General features: G+C 61.1%; 22 protein-coding genes and 1 pseudogene. 13 read left to right on the forward strand and 10 right to left on the reverse strand.

Annotated elements, in window-relative coordinates:
* The first annotated feature begins 124 nt into the window (after positions 1–124).
* A complete protein-coding gene (locus ACLI1Q_RS07450) occupies positions 125–1,072 on the forward strand; it encodes a hydrogen peroxide-inducible genes activator (protein WP_239269838.1) in 948 nt (315 codons plus the stop codon).
* A 64-nt stretch (positions 1,073–1,136) separates the two neighbouring features.
* Here the strand turns inward: ACLI1Q_RS07450 and ACLI1Q_RS07455 are convergent, their stop codons facing one another.
* A complete protein-coding gene (locus tag ACLI1Q_RS07455) occupies positions 1,137–2,069 on the reverse strand; it encodes a hypothetical protein (protein ID WP_239269839.1) in 933 nt (310 codons plus the stop codon).
* A 121-nt stretch (positions 2,070–2,190) separates the two neighbouring features.
* On the opposite strand from ACLI1Q_RS07455, the gene hrpA reads away from it, so the two are divergent.
* Positions 2,191–6,093, forward strand: coding sequence for an ATP-dependent RNA helicase HrpA (gene hrpA / locus ACLI1Q_RS07460; RefSeq protein WP_284771457.1), 3,903 nt, complete (start codon positions 2,191–2,193; stop codon positions 6,091–6,093).
* Between the two features lie 281 nt (positions 6,094–6,374).
* Here hrpA and nrdR read toward each other — a convergent pair whose 3' ends face one another.
* Positions 6,375–6,833: a transcriptional regulator NrdR gene (nrdR, locus tag ACLI1Q_RS07465; RefSeq protein WP_023017363.1), complete on the reverse strand. Its 459-nt coding sequence runs from the start codon at positions 6,831–6,833 to the stop codon at positions 6,375–6,377.
* Between the two features lie 219 nt (positions 6,834–7,052).
* Complete coding sequence (locus ACLI1Q_RS07470; RefSeq protein WP_411696940.1) at positions 7,053–7,457, reverse strand: hypothetical protein; 405 nt, start codon at positions 7,455–7,457, stop codon at positions 7,053–7,055.
* A gap of 254 nt (positions 7,458–7,711) precedes the next feature.
* On the opposite strand from ACLI1Q_RS07470, the gene lexA reads away from it, so the two are divergent.
* Positions 7,712–8,422, forward strand: a complete 711-nt coding sequence (gene lexA / locus ACLI1Q_RS07475; protein WP_239269842.1) for a transcriptional repressor LexA — start codon at positions 7,712–7,714, stop codon at positions 8,420–8,422.
* Between the two features lie 483 nt (positions 8,423–8,905).
* Positions 8,906–9,688 (forward strand): DeoR/GlpR family DNA-binding transcription regulator, encoded by a 783-nt coding sequence (locus tag ACLI1Q_RS07480; protein ID WP_239269843.1) that lies wholly within the window; start codon positions 8,906–8,908, stop codon positions 9,686–9,688.
* A 79-nt stretch (positions 9,689–9,767) separates the two neighbouring features.
* Here the strand turns inward: ACLI1Q_RS07480 and ptsP are convergent, their stop codons facing one another.
* Entirely contained in the window at positions 9,768–11,456 is a 1,689-nt protein-coding gene (gene ptsP, locus ACLI1Q_RS07485; RefSeq protein WP_239269844.1) for a phosphoenolpyruvate--protein phosphotransferase, read from the reverse strand.
* 209 nt (positions 11,457–11,665) lie between these two features.
* Between ptsP and ACLI1Q_RS07490 the strand changes: the two genes are divergently transcribed.
* Genes ACLI1Q_RS07490 through ACLI1Q_RS07500 form a run of 3 tightly spaced genes read left to right on the forward strand, consistent with a single transcriptional unit; the run spans position 11,666 to position 15,068 of the window.
* Positions 11,666–12,628: a 1-phosphofructokinase family hexose kinase gene (locus tag ACLI1Q_RS07490; protein ID WP_239269845.1), complete on the forward strand. Its 963-nt coding sequence runs from the start codon at positions 11,666–11,668 to the stop codon at positions 12,626–12,628.
* Between the two features lie 18 nt (positions 12,629–12,646).
* Entirely contained in the window at positions 12,647–14,743 is a 2,097-nt protein-coding gene (locus ACLI1Q_RS07495; protein WP_284771456.1) for a fructose-specific PTS transporter subunit EIIC, read from the forward strand.
* Positions 14,744–14,798: 55 nt separating this feature from the next.
* Entirely contained in the window at positions 14,799–15,068 is a 270-nt protein-coding gene (locus ACLI1Q_RS07500; protein WP_239269539.1) for an HPr family phosphocarrier protein, read from the forward strand.
* A 221-nt stretch (positions 15,069–15,289) separates the two neighbouring features.
* On the opposite strand, the gene ACLI1Q_RS07505 is transcribed toward ACLI1Q_RS07500, so the two are convergent.
* Together ACLI1Q_RS07505 and ACLI1Q_RS07510 are read right to left on the reverse strand one after the other, a co-directional pair.
* Positions 15,290–16,321 (reverse strand): HNH endonuclease signature motif containing protein, encoded by a 1,032-nt coding sequence (locus ACLI1Q_RS07505; RefSeq protein WP_302519308.1) that lies wholly within the window; start codon positions 16,319–16,321, stop codon positions 15,290–15,292.
* A 126-nt stretch (positions 16,322–16,447) separates the two neighbouring features.
* Positions 16,448–16,855, reverse strand: a pseudogene (locus ACLI1Q_RS07510) (solute carrier family 23 protein); the annotation flags it as partial.
* A gap of 221 nt (positions 16,856–17,076) precedes the next feature.
* Here ACLI1Q_RS07510 and ACLI1Q_RS07515 point away from each other — a divergent pair.
* The 4 genes from ACLI1Q_RS07515 to ACLI1Q_RS07530 all read left to right on the forward strand — a co-directional run bounded on the left by ACLI1Q_RS07515 (position 17,077) and on the right by ACLI1Q_RS07530 (position 19,683).
* Positions 17,077–17,349 carry a hypothetical protein gene (locus tag ACLI1Q_RS07515; RefSeq protein ID WP_239269537.1) on the forward strand — a complete coding sequence of 91 codons (273 nt, stop codon included), beginning with the start codon at positions 17,077–17,079 and terminating at the stop codon, positions 17,347–17,349.
* Between the two features lie 124 nt (positions 17,350–17,473).
* Positions 17,474–17,848 carry an excalibur calcium-binding domain-containing protein gene (locus ACLI1Q_RS07520; RefSeq protein ID WP_239269536.1) on the forward strand — a complete coding sequence of 125 codons (375 nt, stop codon included), beginning with the start codon at positions 17,474–17,476 and terminating at the stop codon, positions 17,846–17,848.
* A 993-nt stretch (positions 17,849–18,841) separates the two neighbouring features.
* Complete coding sequence (locus tag ACLI1Q_RS07525; protein WP_239269535.1) at positions 18,842–19,360, forward strand: hypothetical protein; 519 nt, start codon at positions 18,842–18,844, stop codon at positions 19,358–19,360.
* A gap of 35 nt (positions 19,361–19,395) precedes the next feature.
* Positions 19,396–19,683 (forward strand): hypothetical protein, encoded by a 288-nt coding sequence (locus ACLI1Q_RS07530; RefSeq protein ID WP_239269534.1) that lies wholly within the window; start codon positions 19,396–19,398, stop codon positions 19,681–19,683.
* A 438-nt stretch (positions 19,684–20,121) separates the two neighbouring features.
* Here the strand turns inward: ACLI1Q_RS07530 and ACLI1Q_RS07535 are convergent, their stop codons facing one another.
* The 3 genes from ACLI1Q_RS07535 to hflX form a co-directional block, all read right to left on the reverse strand.
* Entirely contained in the window at positions 20,122–20,841 is a 720-nt protein-coding gene (locus tag ACLI1Q_RS07535; RefSeq protein ID WP_239269533.1) for an HNH endonuclease, read from the reverse strand.
* Between the two features lie 126 nt (positions 20,842–20,967).
* Positions 20,968–22,248 carry a uracil-xanthine permease family protein gene (locus ACLI1Q_RS07540; RefSeq protein ID WP_239269532.1) on the reverse strand — a complete coding sequence of 427 codons (1,281 nt, stop codon included), beginning with the start codon at positions 22,246–22,248 and terminating at the stop codon, positions 20,968–20,970.
* A 32-nt stretch (positions 22,249–22,280) separates the two neighbouring features.
* Positions 22,281–23,789: a GTPase HflX gene (gene hflX / locus ACLI1Q_RS07545; RefSeq protein WP_023030607.1), complete on the reverse strand. Its 1,509-nt coding sequence runs from the start codon at positions 23,787–23,789 to the stop codon at positions 22,281–22,283.
* Positions 23,790–23,864: 75 nt separating this feature from the next.
* Between hflX and ACLI1Q_RS07550 the strand changes: the two genes are divergently transcribed.
* The gene (locus ACLI1Q_RS07550; protein WP_239269531.1) at positions 23,865–24,674 is read left to right on the forward strand and encodes a hypothetical protein; all 810 of its coding nucleotides are present in this window, start codon (positions 23,865–23,867) and stop codon (positions 24,672–24,674) included.
* An 11-nt stretch (positions 24,675–24,685) separates the two neighbouring features.
* Positions 24,686–25,234, forward strand: coding sequence for a hypothetical protein (locus tag ACLI1Q_RS07555; RefSeq protein WP_284771454.1), 549 nt, complete (start codon positions 24,686–24,688; stop codon positions 25,232–25,234).
* A gap of 5 nt (positions 25,235–25,239) precedes the next feature.
* On the opposite strand, the gene dapF is transcribed toward ACLI1Q_RS07555, so the two are convergent.
* Positions 25,240–26,085 (reverse strand): diaminopimelate epimerase, encoded by an 846-nt coding sequence (gene dapF / locus ACLI1Q_RS07560; protein ID WP_239269529.1) that lies wholly within the window; start codon positions 26,083–26,085, stop codon positions 25,240–25,242.
* Positions 26,086–26,090: the final 5 nt, after the last annotated feature.

The following is a 26,090-nucleotide window of genomic DNA, read 5'->3' on the forward strand; positions in this document are numbered from 1 at the left end:
GTTTCCGACAGTCCTGTGCCAAGGACCACGGGCCGGACCCTCTCCGGCCCAACACCAAAGACAATACCATTAATTCCGGTCACGTCAATAGCTAATCCTATAGATAAATGTTAGAGTGATAGGCATGCATAATAAAGAGTATCGACCAACACTTGCCCAGCTGCGCACGTTTGTCACCGTGGCGGAAAATAAGCACTTCGGCACCGCTGCCGCGAAGCTGGAGATCTCTCAGCCTTCCCTCTCCCAGGGCCTGGTAGCGCTCGAGCAGGGGCTCGGCGTGCAACTCATCGAGCGCTCCACCCGCAAGGTCATCGTAACCTCGGCCGGCGAAACGCTATTGCCCTATGCCAAGTCCACCCTCGAGGCCGCCGATACCTTCCTCGCGCACGCCCGCGGCGCCCATGGCACGCTGTCCGGCCCGCTGACCATCGGCGTCATCCCAACCATCGCCCCGTATATCCTCCCGGACTTGCTGGCGATGATTACGGAGACCTACCCAGAACTTGAGCCGCGCTTTGTGGAGGAGCAAACCCAGCACCTCATCGCGCGCCTGCGCAACGGCAACCTCGATTTAGCCGTCCTCGCCTTGCCTTCAGAGGCCACGGGCATGGTCGACAGCCCTCTGTACACCGAGGACTTCGCCCTCGTCAGCCCACCCGATCACCCCATCGCCGGGCGTACGGACGTCCAGGTTGCGGAGTTGCGGGACTTGGATTTGCTGCTGCTTGACGATGGCCACTGTCTCCGCGACCAAATCGTCGATCTCTGCCGGCACGCCCACGTCAACCCGGCAGAGGCAACGAATTCCGTCACGCGCGCCTCATCACTGACCACTATTATGCAGTTGGTCATGGGCGGGCTCGGCTGCACCCTTATCCCCAAGTCCGCTTTGGCCACCGAATGCCACGGCAAGAACCTCGGCATAGCTTACTTTGACCCCGATGTCACCGCCGAGCGCGAAATCGGCCTCGTCTTCCGCTCCTCTGCCGCACGCAGTGAAGAGTTCCGCGAATTCGGTACCCTGATTACCGCCGCTTATGAAAATGCCCTCGCCCGCTCGCTCGAGCACTAAATCGCCACACACGTTGAAGGCCACCGAAGCAATACCTCGGTGGCCTTCAACAATAGTTAAGCGCTTACGCAGCTTGGCCGGTCGCGCGGCCCGCACACTGGCGGAACAGATAAGCCGTAGACAGTACCGTAACCGGTACGGCGACAATCAAGCCAACCAGTAATAGGATGCCGCCGGCAATCGTGATCAGCGCGTTGAGCACCGTCAGCAGCAAGAGCTGGCCGTAGTTTCCTTTACCGGCCTTAAACCCGTTCTTAATGGCCTGGCCAACCCCGTCACCGTCGGCTGCAAACCACTGCATCAGCATATAAAGCGGCTGGATGAATAGGCCGATGAGAGCCACTACAGCCATGACTCCGAAAAATCCCGCCATGGCTTCCAATGCCTCGTCCTCGGTGGCGTTGGTGCCCGCGTCTGGGCCGAGGAAAATCGAGCCACCAACGAAGATGAACATTACTACCGAGGTAATAATGCCGATGATGATCATGATCGCCAGCGGCTGCCACCACCGCACTTCCTTGCCCACATAGCTCCACCCAGTGCGCGGATCATCGATCTGGAAGAGCGCCAGCCGCATCACCAACAAGGTGACGACGGCCATGATCACGTAGGACACGATCTGCACAATGGATCCCGCACCGGAGGCATCCGCACCCTCTGCGGGAGCAACGGCTATGCTTACGCCGGAAAAAGCGATGACAATGACGCCAACGAGCAAGGCACCGAGGATCCACAATTTCCAATTCTTAGATACCGTGCGAAAGGCCCACGAAATCGAATCAATGGCCGAGGGCTTTCCGGTAAACCCGCCGGAATTTACGGTATTATCCTGTGCTTGGTAGCCCGCATATCCTTGGTTTCCGGAGCTTTCGTGGCTGCCACTCTCGTGGCTGCCGCCATAGGACGGCAGGCTTCCGTAGCTCGGCTGATCTTCTGGGTGGTCAGTCGGTTCATAGCGCGGAAAATCGTCATTTCCACCGGATTTATCGTCGTTCATCAGCGGTGCCTTCCTTCTGCATTCGGGTTGGGCGCAACGAGAAAAGTATCGTTGAGATAAGTGCTTTCACAATAGCAACTTTTTCCACTCCACGTAACCGGGGTAAGCTCATAGATTAGCCATGACACAGCATGAAACCACGACGTCGCAGGCTCCTAGCCGCGATGAACTTTTTGCAGCATTAGACAACGTCACCATCGCCGAGGCCCGCAGCTTCCGCCGCCGCCTGTCGAAGGCACGCGCCCCCAAGGCCCTGCGCGAAATCGGCCAGGATATCCAGGCTGCCGCAGATCGCCTCGCGCTTGTCGATGCCGCCGTCCCCCAACTCACCTACCCCGATTCCCTGCCAGTCAGCGCCCGCAAGGACGATATCGCCGCAGCGATTGAAGAAAACCAAGTCGTCATCATCGCTGGCGAAACCGGTTCTGGTAAGACCACGCAGATCCCCAAGATCTGCCTCGACATCGGCCGGGGCCGCCGCGGCCTTATCGGCCATACGCAGCCGCGCCGCATCGCCGCGCGGACCGTCGCCGAGCGCATCGCCTCCGAGCTCGACCAAGACATTGGGGAGTCGGTGGGCTACGCCATCCGCTTCGATGACCAGGTCTCTGATAACACCGCCGTAAAACTCATGACGGACGGCATCCTGCTAGCGGAAATGCAGCGCGATCGCTTCCTTAATAAATACGACACCATCATTATCGATGAGGCGCACGAGCGCTCGCTGAATATCGATTTCCTCTTGGGGTATCTCAAGAGGTTGCTTCCCAAGCGGCCCGATCTCAAGGTGATCATCACCTCCGCAACCATCGATCCGGAAAGTTTTGCCGAGCACTTCGCCCAACCCAATGGCACCCCCGCGCCCATCATTGAGGTCTCCGGGCGCACGTACCCGGTAGAAATCCGCTACCGTCCCCTCGAATTCGAGGCCGGTGGAAAGCTGGTGGATCAAGACCCGCTCGATGGCTTAACCGAGGCCATCGAGGAGCTCATGGCAGAAGGCGACGGCGATATCCTCTGCTTTTTCCCCGGCGAGCGCGATATCCGCGATGCCATGGAAGCCATCGAGGCCAAAAAATGGAAAAACGTCGAGGTTGCTCCCCTCTTCGGGCGCCTATCCAACCAGGAACAACACCGCGTATTTAGCAATCACCGCGGGCGGCGCATCGTTTTGGCCACCAATATCGCCGAAACCTCGCTGACCGTACCCGGGATCCGCTACGTCGTGGATACCGGCACTGCGCGCATCTCGCGCTATTCCACGCGGACCAAGGTGCAACGCCTGCCCATCGAGCCGATTTCGCAGGCCTCTGCTAACCAGCGCTCCGGTAGGTGCGGCCGCGTCGCCGATGGCATCGCCATCCGCCTCTATAGCGAGCAGGACTTTCAAAGCCGTCCGGAATTTACTGACCCGGAAATCCTGCGTACCAACCTGGCCAGCGTCATTTTGCAGATGGTCTCGCTCAAGCTCGGCGATATCGAGCAATTCCCCTTCCTCCAGCCACCCCAGTTCAAGGCCATTCGCGATGGCCTCAACCTCCTCCACGAGCTCGGGGCGCTCCAGGATAAGCACGAGAAGCCCACGCTGACCGAAACCGGCCGCAACTTGGCCCGCATCCCACTCGATCCACGCATGGCGCGCATGCTTATCGAGGCCCATACCAACGGCTGCCTCCACGATGTCATCATCATCGTTGCCGCCATGACCATCCAAGACGTGCGCGAACGCCCGCTGGACTACCAAGCGCAAGCCGATCAGGCGCACGCGCGCTTTAAGGACAAGACCTCTGACTTTTTGTCCATGCTGAAGTTGTGGGATTACATCAAGCAGACCCGCAATGAGCAATCGGGCAATAAGTTCCGCAAGCGCATGAAGCAGGAGTTCCTCCACTACATGCGCATCCGCGAGTGGTTCGACTTGGTCCGCCAGCTCAAAGACGTCTCCAAGCAGCTGGGGTGGGATTACCAAGAAGCCACCGAGCGCCGCTCCGACGATATTCACATCGCGCTGCTATCCGGACTGCTATCCAATATCGGCGCCCGCGACGGTAATTCCAAGGAGTTCCACGGCGCGCGCAATACCCGCTTCCTCGTCTTTCCAGGTTCCGCCTTATCCAAAAAGCCGCCGGAGTTCCTCATGGCGGCTGAGCTCGTCGAAACCTCTCGGCTTTGGGCCCGCGACGTCGCCGCTATCGACCCATCGTGGGTGGAAAAGCTCGGCGCCGACCTGCTCAAACACAACTATTCCGATCCCACGTGGTCCCGCAAGCGCGCGGCCGCCATCGCACACCAGAAGTCCACGCTCTACGGCGTGCCCATCGTCGCGGATCGCACCGTGCCCTATCACCGCGTGGATCCCGTCGCTGCGCGCGATATGTTCATCCGCAATGCGCTTATCGCCGGCGAGTGGAATGCGCATCATGACTTCCTCAAGGCAAACGCGCAGGCCCTTGATGAGGCCGCCGAGTACGAGGAAAAGGCCCGCCGCCGTGGCCTCATCGTGGATGAGGATACCCTCTTTGATTTCTATGACCAGCGCATTCCAGACAAGGTCACCACGGGCCGGCATTTCGATTCCTGGTGGAAGAAAAAGCGCCGCCAGAAACCCGATCTGCTGAATTTCGACCCAGCCACGCTTGTCGATGACTCCCACGACGTCACCGAAGTCTCCTTCCCCGATCACTGGCGCAAGGGCTCCATCGATTACGAGCTGACCTATAAATTCGAGCCCGGCGATCCCCTCGATGGCGTCACCGTCATGGTTCCCGTTCCCATGCTTGCCGGCCTCGATACCGAAGGCTTCGATTGGCTCGTCCCCGGCCTGCGGCTCGAGCTCGTCAACGAGCTTATTCGTTCCCTTCCCAAGGCCCTGCGGCGCACCGTCGTGCCCGCCCCAGAATTTGCCGAACGCGCCATGGAACGCCTCATCCCCTTCGAAGGACCGCTTACCCAGCAGCTTGCCGATGTCCTGCGCGAGCTCGGCGGCCACGGCATCAACGCCTCCGACTTCCAACCGGACAAGCTGCCGGAACATTTGCGGATGAATTACGCGGCCATCGACAAGCGTGGCACCATCATCGATTCCGATAGGGACCTTGCCGCCCTGCGCGAGCGCCAGGCCGGCCACATTAAATCGTCCGTCTCGCGGGTAAGCCGCACCGCCGAATCCACCGCGGTCAGCGAGTGGACCGACGATACCCTCGGCACCGTTGACGAGACCGTCACCACCACCGTCGATGGCCACGAGGTCACCGCCTACCCAGCATTGGTGGCTACCAAGGAAGGCGTCGAGCTTAAGGCTCATCCCACCAAGGCGGCTGCCGATGCCGCCATGGTCACCACCACCCTCACGCTTTTGATGCGCGAGATTTCCGTCTCGACCGCGCAAATGGTCAAGGGGCTTCCCTTGCAGCAACGCGTTGCCGTGGATTCTTATCCGCATAGCGGCGCAGACGGGCTGGTGAATGACGCCCGCGTAGCGGCAATCCGCGACCTCATGCTCGAAGCCGGCGGCCCCGTGCGCTCGCCAGAGGCGTTTTCCGAGCTCAAGGATACCGTGAAACCGCAGGTCCCCGGCCGCGTGCGACAATCAATCGTCTCGATCGCGCCTGGCTTGGCTGAGTACTCCAACCTCCGCGCCGAGCTTTCCCAGTGGGACGGTCCCGCCATCAACGATATGGAAAACCAACTTAATTTCCTTCTTCCGCCGAATGCCATCACCGTGCACGGAGCCGCGCACCTGCGCCACCTTCCCCGCTACATCCAGGCAATGCGCATCCGCTTGGAGGACATGTCGCTCGATCCGGATCGCGATGCGGACCGCCAAGCAGAGGTCGATAATGCCAAGGCCTACCTAGCAAACCGCCTCCGAAACCTTCCCGCGGGCCGCGAAAAGACCCGCGAGGTCAAGGACATCCACTGGATGATTGAGGAATTGCGGGTCTCGCTTTTTGCCCAGCGCCTCGGCACGGCCCACGCAGTATCCCTGCGGAGGATTCAAAAAGCGGTGGATAAGCTGCGCTAGTCTCCCCAACGTCACGGTCCCACCGCCGACCGAGGACCCCGGCTCCCCGCTACGGACGCCCGGTCCGCTGGCTAGCCGTCCGGCCTGCTGGCCGCTCGGTCTGCTGGCTGGCCACCCGGCCGGCCGTACCTAAGCTAAAAATCTGCTTACTCGGCCGCCGGCGGCGTGAACATTGGGCAGGCTCTAGCGGAATCATGCGCACAAAATGCCATTTAAGACTGCTTCGATCCTGCGCAGGAACGGCCGTATCACGGCTGAGAAATCGTCCTACACTGCGCAGTTTAAAGGTCCCCGCGATCGCGGCGCCGCATCAAACGAATCTCCGATTCAAAGTCATCCGCGCTCTCGAATGATTTATACACCGAGGCAAAGCGCAGATATGCAACCTCGTCTAGGTCACGCAGCGGCTCGAGAATCGCTAGCCCGATTTCGTTGGCATTCACCTGCGAGGAACCATGCCCCCGCACCGTTTCCTCAACCTCTTGGGCCAACTTTTTTAAGGCATCATCGCTAACGTCACGACCCTGGCACGCGCGCCTAACGCCCCGAATGAGTTTATCCCGGCTAAATGGCTCAGCAAGGCCATTTCTCTTAACAACCAGCAGTACGGCCTTTTCCACAGTGGTGAAGCGCCCCTTGCAGGAAGCACACTCCCGCCGGCGCCGTATCGATGCGCCAGCATCAACCACGCGCGAGTCAATAACGCGGGATTGTTCGTTATGGCAAAACGGGCAGTACACACTAGTCCTTTCGCTAATTTAGCTTCTCGGTTTAGTTTACCTCCCAAGGCCAAGCCAAAAACCTGACATCATTGCGAAAGACCTCTCCTGCTCGCGTGCCGGTCTCCGTGAAGCAAGCAGGCCCTATCTGCCGCTGGTAAACAAGCTGCTGCCTAACAAGGCTCCAAGCCTTAAACCCCGAAGTGCCTGCTTTAGTGGCCTGCTTTAGTACACGCAGCGCTACTGACCGATCGCTGCTTCTACTTGCTGTACCGAAGCGCCAGGATCAGTCGGCGTTTCAGCATTCGTACCCATCAGCCCGCCGGCAATCGTGCCGAAAAATACGGCAGCGCCAAATACTGCACCAAGGAGGTAATTCTTGCGCGAACTTTGCGCATCGTCTTCTTTCATCGGCCTGTTCGCGAAATCAGGTAAGAAACTTTCATCAGTCCACGTATTCGAATAACCTTCACGATTCGTTCGATATACGGAATTTAAGGTCCTGATTTCCCTCTTTTCGGAAGGAGAATGCTGCACGCCCCAGCTTTGATCATCAATATCCCAAATGGCGGCTGAAGGGACGATCTGTGGACGTGCCGCGCGTTGTTTAACCGTGTTATTGCGAGAGTTAAGTAGTTGAGACATTGCTTTCCTTTCGACGACCGCCGTAAGTCTAAAGCGGCCCCTTGACACAGCAAGAGCTCAATGTCGCTCCTGTGTTCGAGACTGTTTCTATGTTCGATTTATAGCACCCCTTCGAAAACCTGTCCAGTTTTTCGCGTAAATCTCGAACGCTTGTACTTTTCGTGCTACAAATGAGTTATGGCACGCAGGTGTCACCCAGTCCCTTTTCAAGCTACGAACGCAGAAACCTCAGACCCCCTAGCTAGGAGCCGCACATGGGCCGCAAGAAAGCAAGCACCGCAAAGAACGATTACGCCTCCCTTTCCGAAAGGCAACGCCGCATCCTTAACGTCATCAGCGATGCAGTGATGCTCCGCGGTTACCCGCCCAGCATCCGCGAAATTGGTGACGCCGCCGGCCTGCAATCCACCTCATCCGTGGCCTATCAGCTCAAGCAGCTTGAGGAAAAGGGCTTCTTGCGCCGCGATCCCAATAAGCCCCGCGCGGTCGACGTACGCCACCTCAACACTGACGACGCCGAAAAGAAGCCGGGCCGCAAGTCTAAGGAGATCCCCGATACCTCTGCCCGCGGCCCTGAAGAGTCTGCCGCCGTAGCTTATATTCCCGTCGTTGGCCGCATCGCCGCCGGTGCACCAATCACCGCAGAGGAAAATATCGACACGTATTTCCCCATGCCAGACGAGGTCGTCGGCGGGGGCGAGCTCTATATGCTGCAGGTCGTGGGCGATTCCATGCAGGATGCCGGCATCCTCAACGGCGACTGGGTCATCATTCGGTCGCAATCGGTGGCTGAGGAAGGCGAGTTTGTCGCCGCGCTTCTCGATGGCTCCGAGGCCACCGTCAAGGAATTCCACCGCGATTCCTCTGGCGTATGGCTCCTTCCGCACAACGATGCCTACCCGCCCATCAACGGCGATGATGCGGAAATTATGGGCAAGGTAGTATCCGTCTTCCGCAAACTCTAAGCCCCGGCAAGCTACGTTAACCAAGCCGCACGCGAGTTTTCGCCTGCGGCTGTTGTCGCCGCCTGCACTCTGCGCCCGCTTTCTTGAAACCCGCTCTTTGCACTTAGTACGCTGCCCTGTTTCCCCTGCTTGGGGAGCAGGGCCTACGAGTTTTAACACATTCCATGCCTTTCTGCCTCGCAATCGCGCCCCAAAAGCCAACTTAAGCGCGCGGGACTTATTGAAAAAGCACCCCCGAAATAACGGATCTGTAAGTTAAGCGCTACTAGGGTTGGCTTTCAACTAGGGCAAATATAGCTGACTGACCTGCGGCTTTCATCCCAAACCAGACAACGGCGCACACCCTAATTTTTGTTTTCGTCCGATTACCGCCGAATTTTGACACAATGGAGGGAGAAATCCCACATCAGTTAGCTTTCACCGAACGCCTGCATTCGCAGACGGAGTAACCGCCCGGACGAAGGCAAGGAGCAAGGAGGGTCTGTGTACGCAGAGGAGCGACGCCGCCAGATCGCGTCCCAAACTGCCGTCGAGGGTCGCGTGAACGTCACCGAATTATCGGAGCGTTTCGACGTGACTGCTGAAACCATTCGCCGCGACCTAGCCGTGCTAGATCGTGAGGGCGTTGTCCACCGCGTTCACGGTGGCGCCGTGGCTTCGCAGGCGTTCCAGACCGCGGAGCTCACCCTCGATACCCGCCAGCGTTCCGCATCTGGGGCCAAGGCTGCCATCGCGCACGCCGCGCTCGATTTCCTTCCCCCTGGCGGCGGCAGCATCTTCTTGGACGCCGGCACCACGATTAATACCTTTGCCGAGCTCATCAGCCAGCAATACCCGCAGGCGCAGTTCAATATCGTCTCCAATAGCCTGCCCATCGCGCTGTCGCTAGCCAATAGCGGCGTTCCCGATGTCCAGCTCCTCGGCGGCACCGTACGCGCTATCACCCAAGCCGTCGTCGGCGATACCGCCTTGCGCACCATGGCGCTCATGCGTGCCGATGTCGCCTTCATCGGCACTAATGCCCTGACCCTCGACCACGGCTTGTCGACGGCCGATTCCCAAGAAGCAGCCATCAAATCTGCCTTCGTCACGAATGCCCACAAGGTCGTGGTCATGTTTGATTCCAGCAAATTGGGCAACGACTATCTGGTGAGCTTCGCTTCCATTGCCGATATCGATGTCGTCATCACCGATTCCGGCGCACCGGAATCCTTCGTTGACGCCCTGCGCGAGCGAGAGATCGATGTCGTGCTCGCCAGCGAATAGCTCCAACACGCGCACGACTTCGCCCTCCCTACTCCGGTGCCATTTCTCACCGAGGTAGGGAGGGCGAAACCTTTGGCCGTTAGTTGAACTTTTCTATCTGCTCCATCGCTGCGGCGCGGGCGGCGGAGGGGCCTTCGGAGTTGAGGGCGGCATCGGCAAGCTGTTGGCACTGGTCAAAGGTCAGCTCGGCCAATTGGGCGCCAACGCCGGCGACTGCGGTCGACGCAGCCGACAAGGAATTGACGCCAAGGCCGGTCAATACGCAGGCCAATAGCGGATCGGCTGCAGCCTCGCCGCACACGCCAACCGGTACGTTGTATTCGTGCCCTGCAATGCAGGTGTGCTGGATAAGCCTCAGCACGGCCGGCTGCCACGGGTCGGTGAGGTACGCAAGCTGAGGCGACAGGCGGTCAGCGGCCATCGTGTACTGGGTGAGGTCATTGGTGCCGATGGATACGAAGTCCAGATGCGGCATGATCTTATCCGCCATCAGCGCTGCTGCGGGCACCTCAATCATCGCGCCCGCGGTCAGTCCGCGCTCCCGGCACAGCTCCGCAAACCACTGGGCTTCCTTCGACGTCGCCACCATCGGTGCCATGACCCAGGTTTCGGCATCGTCGCCGCGGGACTCCGCGGCCTGGGCGATGGCGTCCAACTGGCGCGTCAACAGGGACTCGTTATCGCGGGCAATGCGCAGACCGCGCACACCCAACGCCGGGTTCTCTTCCGAGGACAACGTGGCATAAGAAATCGGCTTATCGGAACCAGCGTCCAAGGTGCGCACCACGACCTTGGAATTGGGGTAGGCGTTAAAGACCTTCTTGTAGATTTTTGCCTGCTCGTCAACGGAAGGCTCCTCGCTCGCGGACAGGAACGACAGCTCCGTGCGGTAGAGGCCAATGCCCTCTGCCTGCGAGTCGGAGGCGATGCGGGCGGCGTTGCCATCAGCCACGTTGGCCAAAAGCTGCACGCGGCGGCCATCCTTGGTTTGCGTCGGCCCAGTCCATTCGGCCACGCGGGCGGCGCGCTCGCGGTATTCCTCGACCGCCTTAGTGGATTCTTCCTCGTCCGCGCCCAGCGTCACGGTTCCTAGGGCACCGTCGACGAAGACGAGCGTGCCGCTTTCAATCTCCCGCAGCTTATTTCCCACGGCGACGATGCACGGAATATCGAGCTGGCGTGCGATGATCGCGGTGTGGCTGGTGGGCCCGCCCAGTTCGGTGACGAGCGCGCGAATATGCGCGGTATCCAGGGTGGCGGTATCGGCGGGCGCGAGGTCATCGGCAAAAAGCACCGCTTGGCCCTCCACCATGGGCAAACCGGGCTCCTGCTCGCCGCGCAGCTGGGCGATGACGCGGTCGCGCACGTCCTTCAGGTCGGTGGTGCGCTCGGCCATGACGCCGCCGGCCGCCTCAAACATGGTGACGAACTTATCCGTGGCTCCCACCGTGGCGAACTCGGCATTCTTGCCCGAGCGAATGTTCTTGCGCACGGCCTTGTGCCACCCGCGGTCCTTGACCATGCCGGCGGTCGCCGTCAGTACTTCCGAGGCTTGACCCTCGGCGGCTGCGGCGCGGTTTTCCAAGCGGCTGGCGACGACATCGACTGCCTCGAGGAAGCGATCGTATTCGGCTTCGCTGCTGGCCTCTTGGTCAATACTTCCTTCAGTAGGCAGCTCCGGGCGGGGGCGCACCCATACGGCTTCTGCATAGGCAACTCCAGCGACAACGCCGGTTCCTTTAACAGTGGACTGAAGCGTATTTTCCATGGCGATACTTCCTTCGAAGATAGCGGCTTATTTATTTCCAGATCATCACAAATCCAACAGAAATGCAATGTATGCCACACGGTTTCTATTGACTTTCCAACACAATCGGGCAAGAATAAACATTAACGGCGGGCTTAACCGCGAGTTCTAACCGGACCGACTGCGTGTGGCCCCCAATATACGCACTCTGCGAAAGGGATAAGTTCTCGATGATCCTCACGCTCACCCCAAACCCAAGTATTGACGCCACCCTGGCGCTCAATCAGCCACTAACCTCAGGCGATGTCCACCGCGCCGCCAGTGTTACCCAGGTTGCCGGCGGCAAAGGCGTCAACGTCGCCCACGCCGTGCACCTCGCCGGGAAAGAAACCCTCGCCCTCTTCCCCGCCCGCGCGGCCGATCCATTCATCAACCTCATCCAGGAGGTCCACCTCCCCTATGCCCACGTGGACATGGATGGCGGCGTGCGCGTCAATACCACCATCACCGAGCCAGATGGCACGACCACCAAGGTCAACGGCCCTGGCCCGCTGCTTTCCGATGCCACCCAAAACCACCTCATTTCCATCCTTACCCACCATGCCCAATCCGCTGATTGGGTAGCCCTTGCCGGATCGCTGCCCAAGGGCGTTGACGCCGGCTGGTATACCGACCTCATCAAGGAGATCCGCAATGCCGCCCCGCAGGCGCGCATCGCCGTGGATACCTCTGATGCCCCGATGAGGGCCATCGCCATGCAGCTCGCTACCACCGCCCCGGATCTCATCAAACCCAACGGCTTCGAATTAGGGCAGCTAACCGGCCAGGATGGCCTCGCCCTCGAGCGCGCCGCTGCGGCCGGGGACTACAGCCCGGTCGTGGAGGCTGCAAGGGATGTCGTGGGTCGCGGCATCAAGGAAGTGCTCGTCACCCTCGGCGGCGCCGGTGCCGTACTGGTAAACGCAGAAGGCGCATGGGCTGCCACCCCGCCTCCCGTCACGGTGAAATCGACCGTTGGCGCAGGTGATGCTGCATTGGCCGGATACCTCCTGGGGCGCACGCAGGGGCAAGGACCGGCATTCTCCCTCGCGCTCTCGGTGACTTATGGCACCGCCGCGGCCGCCAAACCCGGCACCCAATTCCCCCGTCCCGAAGAACTCGATACCGCCCATACCTCCATCTCCGCTCTATAACTAAGGGAGCCTTCCATCATGGCATCCGATCTCATCACCACAGAACTGGTCGCGCTTGACGCCGACTTTGGCGATAGCGTCGACTCCGTTATCACCAACCTCGCCACCTTGGTGCACGATACCGGGCGCGCAACCGAGGTCACAGGCCTCGCCCAGCCCGCCATAGACCGCGAGGCCAAGGCCGGCACCGGCGTGCCAGGCGGCGTGGCCATCCCCCACTGCCGTTCCGAGGCCGTCACCGAGCCGACCCTGGCTTTCGCCCGCCTTACCCGCGGCGTGGATTTTTCCGGCCCCGACGGCGATGCCCAGTTGGTCTTCCTCATCGCGGCACCCGCCGGCGGTGGCAAGGCCCACCTGCAGATTCTTTCTAAGCTCGCCCGCGCCCTCGTGCGCAAGGACTTTTTAGAGGCCCTGCGCACCGCGTCGACGAAGGAGGAAATCGTCAAGGAAATCTTAGCCGTCGTCAACGCGGAAAAGCCGAAGAAGAAAAAGCAGGACGCCGCGGAGGCTGCAGCTGGGGCTGCGGAAGGGGCATCGGCAAGCGCGGGTGCTTCGGCGCAAGCTACCCGCATCGTTGCCATCACGGCCTGCCCAACCGGAATCGCACACACCTACATGGCTGCCGATGCCCTCACCCAAACCGCCGGCGAGCGCGACGACGTCGATCTCACCGTCGAAACCCAGGGCTCGTCCAATAATGAATCGGTCTCGCAGTCCACCATCGACGCTGCCGACGCGGTCATCTTCGCCACAGACGTTGGCGTGCGCGACCGCGAGCGCTTCGCGGGCAAGCCCGTCATCGAAGCCGGCGTCAAGCGGGCCATCAACGAGCCCGGCAAGATGCTCGACGAGGCCATCGCGGCGGCGAAGAACCCAAATGCCCGAAAGGTCTCTGGCACCGCCTCTTCCTCCTCCGCAGAAGAAGAAGGAAAATCGCTGGGTTGGGGCAAGCGCATCCAGCAGGCGATTATGACCGGCGTGTCCTACATGGTGCCGTTCGTCGCCGCCGGCGGCCTTCTCTTGGCCCTCGGATTCCTCTTCGGCGGCGCCGATATGGCCAATGGCTGGCAGGCGCTTTCCACGGATTATTCCCTGTCCAACCTGCCGGGCAATGAGATTACCGTCGACGGCGAGACCATGTCGTTCGAGAACTCCGGGTTCGGGCTCTATATAGGCGCGGTTCTCTTTGCCATTGGCCAGGCCGCGATGGGCTTTATTGTCGCCGCACTTTCTGGCTATATCGCCTACGCCTTGGCCGGGCGCCCTGGTATTGCGCCGGGCTTTGTCGGCGGTGCTATCGCCGTGACCCTCGACGCGGGCTTTATCGGTGGCCTGGTCACCGGTTTGTTGGCCGGCTTTATCGCCCTGTGGATTGGCAATTGGAAAGTCCCGCGCTGGCTCGGTTCCCTCATGCCGGTGGTCATCATTCCGCTGCTGACTTCCCTCGTCGTTGGCCTGTCGATGTACCTTTTGCTGGGCGCCCCACTGGCCGCGCTGATGGAGGGCCTGCAAGATTGGCTGTCTTCCATGTCTGGGTCTTCTGCCGTAGTGCTCGGCATCATCTTGGGCCTGATGATGTGCGTCGACCTGGGTGGCCCGGTCAACAAGGCCGCATACCTCTTTGCCACCGCAGGGTTGTCCACCGGCGATGCAGCCTCCATGCAAATCATGGCCGCTGTCATGGCTGCCGGCATGGTGCCGCCCATCGCTCTGTCCTTGGCAACCTTCATCCGCAAGTCGCTATTTACCCCTGCCGAGCAGGAAAACGGTAAGTCCGCCTGGTTGCTCGGCCTATCCTTCGTCTCCGAAGGCGCCATCCCCTTCGCCGCGGCCGATCCGTTCCGCGTCATCCCTTCCATGATGGCTGGTGGCGCCGTGACGGGTGCTATTTCCATGGCGCTGTCGGTCGAGTCGCGCGCCCCGCACGGTGGTATCTTCGTTGCCTTCGCTATCGACCCATTCTGGGCCTACCTGGTAGCCATCCTTGCCGGCGTGACGGTATCCACCGTCGCGGTCTTGGCCATGAAGCAATTCTGGCCCAATAAGACCGTCCAGCAAGCTGCGCAAAAGGCTGCTCCAGAGACCAAAACCGGTTCCCAGAACGTGGCGGCATAAACCAAACGCTCGTACACTGGATCACGATAAATTAACTACAGAAAGGATAATTTCCATGGCTTCCAAGACTGTAAAGGTGGGCTCCTCTGTAGGACTGCACGCACGTCCTGCCTCCATCATCGCTGACGCCGCCGGCGAATACGACGAGGACATCTTCCTGAACCTCGTCGGTGAAGATGACGATAACGAAACCGACGCGGCTTCTTCCCTGATGATCATGGCCCTCGGTGCCGAGCAGGGCGACGAGGTCACCGTTACCTCTGACAACGAAGAAGCCGTTGAGAAGATCGCCGGCCTCATCGAGCAGGATCTCGACGCTTCCTAAGCGCTGCTGCTCATAACTAGCGTTTAAACACGACTCGTACGCTCCTCGCCTTGACGGCGGGGAGCTTTTGCGATCCATCGGCGGGTTTCCCAGTGCCCATTGCGCCGGCTATTCAGCTCGCTCGCGCGGCGCATAAGCACGGTCGCTAGGATTTTGACCCTGAACCTGTAAATCCGTGCGGGGTGCGGATCTTTTTGTGCTAATCCTCTTGTCCCGGATTCTTAGGATGGCGGCCTGTCGTTTTCGTTCGGGCTGCCGGGGTTCGTGGCCCACGGCGGAAGCCAGCGGACCTTTCCTTGTATTCGGGCCAATCTCCCGCGCCGCGGCGGGGCCTGCGGGTCATCATCGTTGACGCCGTTATGGTACGGGCAACAAGTAGCGAGGTTAGCGGCATTGGTATTGCCACCGTGCTGCCAGCTTTCTAGGTGGTGGATCTGGCACTCATCGGCAGGATAATTGCATTTTTCCCAGGGGCATACGGGATTGAAGGCGGCCGCCATCAAGCGCTGCTTCGCGTTGGCAAACCGGGACGTGCGGTACAAGTTGACCGGCCCTTCAACGGGATGCACAAGCGTGATGTACCCGTGATCGCTTAAGACGCGGCTCGCGAGGTCGGCACCGCTGATGCGCGAGCCATTGGTAAGCTGCAGGGTTATTTCCTCGCCATCGCCATCGACGATGCGGTCGAGCTCGTCCAAGGTGATGACCACCTGCGTAGTGACGGTGGTGCGCGCCCCAGACTTCCCGCCGAAGAAGATGGATTTGACCGATTCCAATGGGCGCTCGGTATCAAGGGCAGAGTGCATATCGGCGACGTCGGCGGACTCCCCGGTGATGGTCAACGACCACGGTCCGCGCGGCCGGCGGGTGATCCGCACCCCTTTCTTCGGAGTGCGGGGCGGCTGTAGCTCCCGCAAGAGGTCGCGCGCCCGCTTACGCAAGGCAGTGGCGCTTCCGCGGAACTCACATAACTCGGAGCGTATGGCCCAAGCATCGCGCTGAGTGCGAGCGCGCAGCGCGAACTTTTCGATGAGGCTGAGCACGTCGAGCGGGTGCGTCGTCGAGCGCGCCGTGCGTTGCTTGGCGCTAAAGGCACAGCGGCCAAAATAGACATCGCAAAGATGCACCACCTCGCGCGCGGCGATGTCGCTGGCGCCGCGCTGCACCACATCACGCTCGCTTAAGCCCCGGGCGGCGGCGATGATATCCATCCCTTGGCCCAGCGCGGTTAAATAACGGTCGAGTGCGTTCATGCCGCCTAGTACAACGCACAATCCGGCGCGGCCGCGACCGCACGCACGAAGGCCTGTGGATTAGGCCGCGAACCGTACCGCCACGGCGCTATTTCGCGGCGGGGTCAACAAAGTTATCCACAGAATTTAGTATTTAGCGTCGTGGCCTTCGCCCACGGTTTCGTACAGCCGCCGCATGATGGGATACGCAATGATGATGCCGACAGAGCCCCAGGCGATGCCCTCCAAGCTCACCCCACCCACGGTCAGGGTCAGGTTGCCGATGCCCGCGATCAAGGCCACCGCGGCCGCCGTCAGGTTCACCGGGTTATTGAAGTTGACCTCATTATCCATCCAGATCCGCACGCCCAGCATGCCGATAAGCCCATAGAGCACGAGGGTGGCCCCGCCAAGCACGCCGGTGGGGATGGTGAAAATCAGCGCACCGAACTTCGGGACGAACGCCAGCAAAATAGCGGTCAGGGCCGCAACCCAATACGCGGCCGTGGAATAGACGCGCGTGGCGGCCATAACGCCGATATTCTCTGCAAACGTTGCAACCCGATTCCACTACCAGTGGTTTCACAGTTCCGCAGGTCAGAACCGTCCGAGCATTCAGGTTATTCCGGCCATTCCGGGGGTTCCGGCGTGGCTTGCGGGATTTTTGCGGGATCCTGGAGGTGTCCCCCGCTACCCGCGTTGTGTTCTGCCTTGCGAGCTGGGCGGCTTAGGATACTTTCGTACCCCCTGTGACACGAGATACTGGGAGTTGAATTATGGCTGAGCAGCATAAACCGCCAACCTGGAAAGCCGTCCTGGCCTGGGCCTCCACCATCCTCGGGGTGCTGGTGGTGCTCGGAGGTCTCCTCAGCATCGAGAAGGGCGGTGTTGGAGCCTTCATCGGTGCGGTCATCATGGGGGTCGCGATCATCTTGCCTGGCGGCTGGTGGATGTACTGTGAGAAGCACGACAGGGACGCTCTGCGGAAGCCGCGAAGGGGGTTGAGAATTACACGTTCTTGTCCGAAGCGGATCGTACCTGCTTGGTAAGCCGCCCGCCGCTGAGAAGGTCAACCGGCGGTGGCCTGTCATTGCCATCGGGTCCATCGTGGGGCTGGTTGTGGGGTCTGCGATTGTCCCGGCGACAGAGAGCGACGTACCCGAGAAGGAGCCTGTGGTGGAGACTCCTACGGCGATGCAGACCTGCGTTGTGGAGGTGACCTCAGAGGGGGCTGTGACCGCAGAGGTCACCCTGACCGAGGTGGTCACCCAGGAGGAGGAGCCAGAGCAGGTTGAGGAGCCGGTGGAAACCGCTGTCGAGGAGAGCAACGACACCGCTGCGGGGGACGTGGAGGAGGCTAACGCTCCGGCCCCTGTGGCGGATCCTGCTCCCGCCTATGAAGCTCCTGTCGCCCCCGCCCGTGAAGCATCCACCTACTACAAGAACTGCGCAGCCGTGCGTGCTGCCGGTGCTGCTCCGCTCTACACAGACAGCTCCGGTAACAGCCGCGATCTCGACAAAGACGGCGACGGCGTGGCCTGCGAGTAGCCCCACCTAGAAAGGAACCCATCATGCAGTGCACCACTATCCGGCCCATGGGCGTCTTGATCCCCGCTGCCCTGCTCCTGTCCGCGTGCAGCAGCGCTAATGAGGCCAAGGAGGACATCACCACGACTGCGGAAGCCGCTCCTTCCACCGAGGTGGCTGCGTCCTCGGACCCCACACTGGACACCATCAATGAAGGAGAGCCTTTCACCATCACCTGCGATGGTGATCGGACCTGCGACATTGACGTCACTATCAGCAACGTGGCTCTACATGACCAGTGTCCCCGAGTCGCCAGCTACGTAGACGCCCCACCGAGGAGCAGACCTATCTCACCTTTGACGCGGAGATCGCCGTCAATGAGTACTCCTGGTCGGATAACTTCTCCTTCACCACCGGCGACGCGAAAGTGCTCACGAAGGACGGATATTCGGAGCCGCTGGGCATCGCATTCGATTGCGAATCTTTGTCCCCCACAGGGGATAGCCTCACCCGCGTGGGTGAAAACAGCGCACGCAGAACGTCTACGCGGTACCTGCGAACGCGGAAAAGCTCATCATCTCACCCCGAGAGGTGCGACGAAGGCTTGGGTACTGGATCTTCCAGGGGCTCCGGCCCCTGCTCAAGGTGATGACAACACCTCAGAGCTACCCGCGCAACCCGCCCAGCTGGTCGATGACGCCACGGCACCGCCTGCCCCGCCTGTACAGGACACCGGGCAGACCACCTCCCACTGCCTCACCGACCACACCCTTTACCAGCGTGGCACCACGGTATTCACCGACGGCACCACCGGATGGACGAAACAGTGCGCAGCGGAGTTCGACGCCGCCCTGTAGCCCCCTGCAAAACTCCTTACCTGCCCCTGACCTCATGCAAGCCAGGGGCGCTTTCGTACGTATCTGACGTGAGGGGAATCTCTTCTTCTCGGTTGTGAAACCTGCGGCACTACCCTACCATGATTGATATCCCGGTCCCACTAGTTAAGGAGGGGACATGAGAATCAAAAAACTACTTGCGGTCAGCCTTAGCGCAGCGGTATTCGGCCCACTCACTACGATCCCCGCGCAGGCTGTTGACATGCCAGATCCTGCGGTTTGGGGCGCTTGCCCACAAGACGGAGCAAAAGACATTGGCAAGGTGATCCGCACATGGCACGGTGGCCCCTACGGGCCGCCAGAAAACCAGCTTGGCGCTGGCGACATCACCCTGAAATGCGGAACTGAGAACGTCGGATTCCGCCACATTGTCAACCGCCACGGCCCGCAGTGGCAAACACTCGCCGACATCGAGGGACGTAACTGGCGCGACATCGCAGACATGGCGCTCACCAAGAACATCACTAATCCCGATCAAACTGCCCCGCAAGATGGTGGCAAATGGTGTGTCAGCTCAGAGATCTATCTCGTCAACAAGGACTCTGGAGAAGTCGTCAAGACAAAGCGAACAAAGACGATCCTGACCGACAAGCATGAAGTGCTCACCACTTTTCCGACGGATGACGGGTGCAACTGATGTCACCCCAGGCCAACTCCATCAAGGAGCAACTCGTGGCATACTTTGCTAACCACAAGCGGCTCCATCTTATGGAAGATGACGATGGGTTAAGGGTCAATATAGTCCGAGGTCACGCCAAGAACGTAGTCAGTTCCATTCCGATAGCACTAACCGATTCAGAGTGGATAGGCTACTTTGAGAGATGCGCTAGGGATGACAACCATCCAATCTCTCTCATGGCTGTACATCTTGACGAAGCCGTATCCATAGCAGTTGAAGCGAAAATGAGTCCAGCAAAAATAGTGCTAGACGGAACCTTCGCTCCCATACCAAAAGGATAAACCCAGCACAGTGGGACACGGGAACATCACCCGTGGCCCTCCTTGCTATGCTTGGATCCCAATGAGAAAACCCCCGATGGCCTGCGCACCACCGGGGAAACAACGGGCCTGTCCCCCACCACGAGGATCAAACACCTCCAAGGAGTATAGCACGGCTATCCAACGCCGCGTCACCAAACCCCGCAAGAAGGCCGACAGCACCTACACCAAAGGCCGCACCCGCTGGGTAGCCCGCTACCGGAACAACATCGACCGGGAGCACTCCAAGACCTTCGACACCGAGAAGCAGGCCAAAGCCTGGCTCCAGGAGCAAGTGCGCGCGCTTCACCGCGAGGAGTGGATCGACCCCAGCCCGCAAGCGCACCGTCCAGCAGATCATGGAAGCCTGGGCCGCCCGGGCCGTGCGCAAGACCACCCGAGACCTCTACCGGATCACCATCAACAACCTTGGCCCCTGGCCTCTACAGGGTGTACCAGCGTGATGTACCCGTGATCGCTTAAGACGCGGCTCGCGAGGTCGGCACCGCTGATGCGCGAGCCATTGGTAAGCTGCAGGGTTATTTCCTCGCCATCGCCATCGACGATGCGGTCGAGCTCGTCCAAGGTGATGACCACCTGCGTAGTGACGGTGGTGCGCGCCCCAGACTTCCCGCCGAAGAAGATGGATTTGACCGATTCCAATGGGCGCTCGGTATCAAGGGCAGAGTGCATATCGGCGACGTCGGCGGACTCCCCGGTGATGGTCAACGACCACGGTCCGCGCGGCCGGCGGGTGATCCGCACCCCTTTCTTCGGAGTGCGGGGCGGCTGTAGCTCCCGCAAGAGGTCGCGCGCCCGCTTACGCAAGGCAGTGGCGCTTCCGCGGAACTCACATAACTCGGAGCGTATGGCCCAAGCATCGCGCTGAGTGCGAGCGCGCAGCGCGAACTTTTCGATGAGGCTGAGCACGTCGAGCGGGTGCGTCGTCGAGCGCGCCGTGCGTTGCTTGGCGCTAAAGGCACAGCGGCCAAAATAGACATCGCAAAGATGCACCACCTCGCGCGCGGCGATGTCGCTGGCGCCGCGCTGCACCACATCACGCTCGCTTAAGCCCCGGGCGGCGGCGATGATATCCATCCCTTGGCCCAGCGCGGTTAAATAACGGTCGAGTGCGTTCATGCCGCCTAGTACAACGCACAATCCGGCGCGGCCGCGACCGCACGCACGAAGGCCTGTGGATTAGGCCGCGAACCGTACCGCCACGGCGCTATTTCGCGGCGGGGTCAACAAAGTTATCCACAGAATTTAGTATTTAGCGTCGTGGCCTTCGCCCACGGTTTCGTACAGCCGCCGCATGATGGGATACGCAATGATGATGCCGACAGAGCCCCAGGCGATGCCCTCCAAGCTCACCCCACCCACGGTCAGGGTCAGGTTGCCGATGCCCGCGATCAAGGCCACCGCGGCCGCCGTCAGGTTCACCGGGTTATTGAAGTTGACCTCATTATCCATCCAGATCCGCACGCCCAGCATGCCGATAAGCCCATAGAGCACGAGGGTGGCCCCGCCAAGCACGCCGGTGGGGATGGTGAAAATCAGCGCACCGAACTTCGGGACGAACGCCAGCAAAATAGCGGTCAGGGCCGCAACCCAATACGCGGCCGTGGAATAGACGCGCGTGGCGGCCATAACGCCGATATTCTCGGCATAGGTCGTGGTACCGGAGCCGCCGAAACCACCGGCGAGGGAGGAAGCGAGGCCATCGGCAATCAGGGCATCGCCGGCAAGGTCGTCCAAGTCGCGGTTGGTCATCTCAGAAACGGCCTTGACGTGGCCGACGTTTTCCGCAATCAGCACCACGAGCACCGGCAAGGCCACGGCGATGGCGGAAAGATGGAACTCTGGGGCGTGAAATTCGGGCAGGCCTACCCACGGCGCGGCATCGATGGCAGCCCTGGCATCCTCGCCTAAATTACCGGTCAGGGCGGCGAAAACCCAGCCGACGACCACGCCGATGAGGATGGACAGGCGCGAAACCATGCCGCGCCCGGCAACCGTGGCTAGGAGAATAACCAGCAGCGTGATGCCTGCGACCAAGGGCTGCGAGGCGAAGTTCTCGGCCGCATTCGGCGCCAAATTAAGCCCGATGAGCGCGACGATGGCGCCGGTAACCGCCGGCGGCATCACAGCATCGAGCACCCGCTTGCCGGCAGCCTTGACCACAAAACCGACCGCCACCAGCACCAAACCGGTCACCAGAATGGATCCGGCCTGCGCCGCAATCCCGTATTGCTGCGAGGCGGTCAGCGGGGCGATGAAGGCAAACGACGAACCCAGGTAGGACGGCAGGCGATTGCGCGTAATCAGCAGGAAGAGGATGGTGCCGATGCCGGAAAACAGCAGCGTGGTATTGACCGGAAATCCGGTCAGGGTGGGCACCAGCAGCGTGGCACCAAACATCGCCACCACGTGCTGCATGCCGATGCCAATGGTTCGGCCCCAACTTAGTCGTTCCTCGGGCGCGACCACGGCGCCTGGTGCAATTTTCTTACCGTCGCCGTGGACGGTCCAACCTAGTATGCTCACGAACCACCATTATGGCCCATGGAGCACGAGTTTTAGGAATCTTCCTCCACGATGAATTCGGCGAGCTCGCGGGCGGTGGTGGCGGGCAGGCGGACATCGACAAGCGTGCCGTCCTCGGTGTATTCCTCGCTGCGCACGGTGCCCTCGGCGTGCACGCGCGAGACGACATCGCCGCGGGTGAAGGGAACCTGCAGCTTAACGTGGCTATCGCGGGAGTTGAGGAAGAGCTCCACGCGCGCGCTCAGCTCGTCGATGCCCTCCCCCGTGCGCGCCGAAACATAGACGACGTCCTCATGATCCAGGACGTGGCGCAGCTCCGCGAGCACGAGCGGGTCGGCCTGGTCAATCTTGTTGATCACGATGATTTCCGGCGGGGCCTGCTCACCAGTCTCGCTGACGATATCGTAGATGACCTTATTGACCGCCTCGATTTGCTTGAGCGGGAACGGGTCCGATCCGTCCACGACGTGCAGCATAATATCGGCGGCGAGTACTTCTTCCAGGGTGGATTTGAAAGCCTCCACCAGCTGGGTAGGCAGGTGGCGAACGAAGCCGACGGTATCGGTGAAGACGACCTGGCGGCCATCGGCAAGCGAGGCCCGCCGCGTGGTGGGATCCAGGGTGGCAAATAGGGCGTCTTCCACAAGCACGCCCGCGTTCGTCATGGCATTAATGAGCGAGGATTTGCCGGCGTTGGTGTAGCCGGCGATGGCGATCTGGGCGATCGTGGAGGACTGGCGCCGGGAACGCTTGACCTCGCGGGCGGTCTTCATCCCGCGCAGTTCCTTGCGCAGGCGCGCCATTTCGGTGCGAATGCGCCGGCGGTCGGTCTCGATCTTGGTTTCACCGGGCCCGCGCAGGCCGACGCCACCATTGGAACCGGCGCGGCCGCCGGCCTGGCGCGAGAGATTGCCGCCCCAACCGCGGGTGTGGGTATAGAGGTATTCCAGCTGCGCCAGCGAGACCTGCGCCTTGCCCTCCTTGGACTTTGCGTGTTGGGCAAAGATGTCCAAGATAAGCATGGTGCGGTCGATGACCTTGGTATTGAGCGCGCGCTCTAATGCCGTGAGCTGGCCGGGGTTCAGCTCACCATCGCACACGACGGTATCGGCGCCGGTGGCCTCGACGATATCGTGGAGCTCTTTGACCTTGCCCGAGCCGATGAAGGTGCCTGGGTCCGGTTTATCGCGCTTTTGGTAGATCATTTCGACCACGTCCGCGCCGGCGGTTTCGGTCAGGGCGGCCAGCTCATCCATCGTGGCCTCGACCTCCGCTACGGTGCCTTCGGTCCACACGCCCACGAGGATGACGCGCTCGAGGCGCAGTTTTCGGTATTCCACCTCGTAGCCATCGGTGGTGTCCTCGGCGCGGATGGAGGTCTCGCGGGTAACGCGGCGGAAGGCATTGCGCTCGGCCAAATCTAGATCGCCGCTGGTGGGCGTGGTTTCCTGCGGGGTGTCCGCGTGGTCGCGGAAGGCCTGGGCGAGAAGTTCGTCCTTGCTCGCCGAGCTATCAGAATTCTGCGGGGAAAATTTGTTCATATTGCTATCTATTTTGGCACGTTAGACCGCAAAACGGGAATTGCGGTTTCCGGGCTTACTGGACAAAGCGATACAATGGTGCCTATGGAAACGACGCAGCCTAGGCCAACGACTACTACCCAGAAGAAGAATACCGAGATGCAGGCGATCGGCCTGGATTTCGAACGCTGGCAGGACGCGGTCGAAGCAGCCATCGCCACGAACCGCCTTGCCGTTACCGGCGAGGTCCGCGGTGGCCAGCTCATTCAATACGGCGACCCCTCGGGCGCCCAGCTTAATATCTTGGCGGTCGAACCCTACGCCACCTTTATCGGCTTCGACGCGGTCACGCAGGGTTTCGCCCACGTGGAGATGTTTAATGACGTGCTAGCGATCATGGACATCATCGATCCCTTCGGCACGCCGCTGGCCCAGGTCACGGCGAACCTCGCGCAGGGGCCGCTGTTGGCAGAAGAACCGCGGCAGGAATGGCAGCAGGTATCGCTGACCGCCATGGGGCTCGATATCACCACCTACGAGTCCCCGGCCGCCTACGAGGCCGAAAACGGCGAATACCCCGCCCTCTTTGAATCCGAGGGCGCCCGCGTCATCGCCTCTGGCTCCGGCGCGCAGGCCCCCACGCCGGCGGCTACCTTCGCCGCCCGGGTGATGGAAGCCGAATGGCGTACCAATGAACTCACCGGTGAGAAATTCGCGCACCTCGTCATGGATGGGCTATTCCCCTTCGATCTCTGCCTGCCGGCGGACCGTGGCGAATTGCCGGTCAAGGATTCCGTGATCTCCGGTACGGCCCTGCTCACCGCCGCTATTGACATGCCGTCCGGCGGCTGCGGCGATGGCGGATGCGGTTGTGGATCCGGCGGTTGCGGCTGCGGCGGGCACTAGATTTTTAGGCCATGCCTTTCCTTAGCGATCCGCAAAACCGGAGGACACTTGTCTTTGTCCTCTTGGTCCTTTGCGCGATCGCGATCGTTGTAACGCTAAAACTGCCCGGCCTCATCATCGCCGCCATGCTGGTGGGCGCGGGCTGGTTCATGCTGCGCACGCGCCCCGATACCGCGGAAAGAAAGGCCCTGCGCAGCTCCATTTCGCTTTCGGCGGACGATATCCAGGACGTCATCGCCGAATTCGAGGAATTCGAAACGTCCACAGAGGCCGAGCCGCTGGCGGATCGCACGCTGTACCGGCCTGCACTGCTGGACCTCGACTGTTCCCACCCCGCCATCGATGCGTTCCACTACGAATTGGCTGGGGCACGCCGCTTTCTCCGCCGGCTCAATATCCGCATCCACTCCCACGGCATGCGCACACAGGACTTGGAAGCCCTCCTCCGCGTCACCGATGAGCGCGCCCGCGAGCTGAAAGAATCGTGGTTGGCGGCCCGCCGCGCGGCCTTCCGGCTCGGCCCGGATTACCGCACCCGGCAGTTCGACGACGAAGACTAAGGCTTTTACAGGCTCGTTTCGCCCGTCGCGACGATGGCGGACGGTCCCGTCAAGCGCGTGCCGTTCTCATAGACCTCAACGGTGACCTCGCCGCCAGGAACGTGGACGTGGACGGTGCCGAGGGCTTGGGCGGCATCGGCAAGCGCGGCGGTAGCTGCCGCGACCGTGCCCGTACCGCACGACTGCGTCTCCCCAACCCCGCGCTCAAAGACGCGCATATGCACGTGCCCCTCGCGCAGCGGGGTGACCAGCTCAAAATTCACCCCGCCCGGGAAGAAGGACTCATCGTAGACCGGCGCCGTTAGGTCCTTGGCGGCCAAAGCTGCTGGCTCCAAGCCCGGAATGACGGCCGCGAGGTGCGGGTTGCCCATATCCACCCCGAGGCCGGCGTAGGACTCACCGCCCACGGACGCGGTAGATACCCCGGTCACGCGCGCGGGGCCCATCTCCACGGTGACGCTCGCGTCGGTAGCGTCACAGGAATGCACCGTCACCTGCTTGGCGCCCGCCCGGGTACCGATGGTGAATGCGTCCTCGCCCACCAAGTCGTGCGAACGCAGCCAGTGGGCAAAGACGCGGGTGCCATTGCCGCACATTTCCGCCACGGACCCATCGGCGTTGCGGTAATCCATAAACCAGTCGGCGGAATCCACCCCGTCCGGAAGTGCCGCCAGCTCTCCTGCGTCCACGAGGGCGCCGGCGCGCACTACGCGCAACAGGCCATCGCCGCCGATTCCCGCCCGGCGGTCACACAGCGCCGCTACGCGCTCCGGTGAGAGCGGCGCCTCGGCGTCGAAGTCTTCTACGATGACGAAGTCATTTTCGGTTCCATGGCCTTTGGCAAATTTCATGCCTT

The sequence above is a fragment of the Corynebacterium limaceinasi genome, assembly GCF_046717465.1.
In the GTDB taxonomy this organism is placed as follows: domain Bacteria; phylum Actinomycetota; class Actinomycetes; order Mycobacteriales; family Mycobacteriaceae; genus Corynebacterium.

Coding starts and splice junctions, on each gene's coding strand:
- ACLI1Q_RS07450 (WP_239269838.1), top strand. CDS start 125: ATGCATAATAAAGAGTATCGACCAACACTTGCCCAGCTGCGCACGTTT.
- ACLI1Q_RS07455 (WP_239269839.1), bottom strand. CDS start 2,069: ATGAACGACGATAAATCCGGTGGAAATGACGATTTTCCGCGCTATGAA.
- hrpA (WP_284771457.1), top strand. CDS start 2,191: ATGACACAGCATGAAACCACGACGTCGCAGGCTCCTAGCCGCGATGAA.
- ACLI1Q_RS07470 (WP_411696940.1), bottom strand. CDS start 7,457: ATGTCTCAACTACTTAACTCTCGCAATAACACGGTTAAACAACGCGCG.
- lexA (WP_239269842.1), top strand. CDS start 7,712: ATGGGCCGCAAGAAAGCAAGCACCGCAAAGAACGATTACGCCTCCCTT.
- ptsP (WP_239269844.1), bottom strand. CDS start 11,456: ATGGAAAATACGCTTCAGTCCACTGTTAAAGGAACCGGCGTTGTCGCT.
- ACLI1Q_RS07490 (WP_239269845.1), top strand. CDS start 11,666: ATGATCCTCACGCTCACCCCAAACCCAAGTATTGACGCCACCCTGGCG.
- ACLI1Q_RS07495 (WP_284771456.1), top strand. CDS start 12,647: ATGGCATCCGATCTCATCACCACAGAACTGGTCGCGCTTGACGCCGAC.
- ACLI1Q_RS07500 (WP_239269539.1), top strand. CDS start 14,799: ATGGCTTCCAAGACTGTAAAGGTGGGCTCCTCTGTAGGACTGCACGCA.
- ACLI1Q_RS07505 (WP_302519308.1), bottom strand. CDS start 16,321: ATGAACGCACTCGACCGTTATTTAACCGCGCTGGGCCAAGGGATGGAT.
- ACLI1Q_RS07515 (WP_239269537.1), top strand. CDS start 17,077: ATGGCTGAGCAGCATAAACCGCCAACCTGGAAAGCCGTCCTGGCCTGG.
- ACLI1Q_RS07525 (WP_239269535.1), top strand. CDS start 18,842: ATGAGAATCAAAAAACTACTTGCGGTCAGCCTTAGCGCAGCGGTATTC.
- ACLI1Q_RS07535 (WP_239269533.1), bottom strand. CDS start 20,841: ATGAACGCACTCGACCGTTATTTAACCGCGCTGGGCCAAGGGATGGAT.
- hflX (WP_023030607.1), bottom strand. CDS start 23,789: ATGAACAAATTTTCCCCGCAGAATTCTGATAGCTCGGCGAGCAAGGAC.
- ACLI1Q_RS07550 (WP_239269531.1), top strand. CDS start 23,865: ATGGTGCCTATGGAAACGACGCAGCCTAGGCCAACGACTACTACCCAG.
- ACLI1Q_RS07555 (WP_284771454.1), top strand. CDS start 24,686: ATGCCTTTCCTTAGCGATCCGCAAAACCGGAGGACACTTGTCTTTGTC.
- dapF (WP_239269529.1), bottom strand. CDS start 26,085: ATGAAATTTGCCAAAGGCCATGGAACCGAAAATGACTTCGTCATCGTA.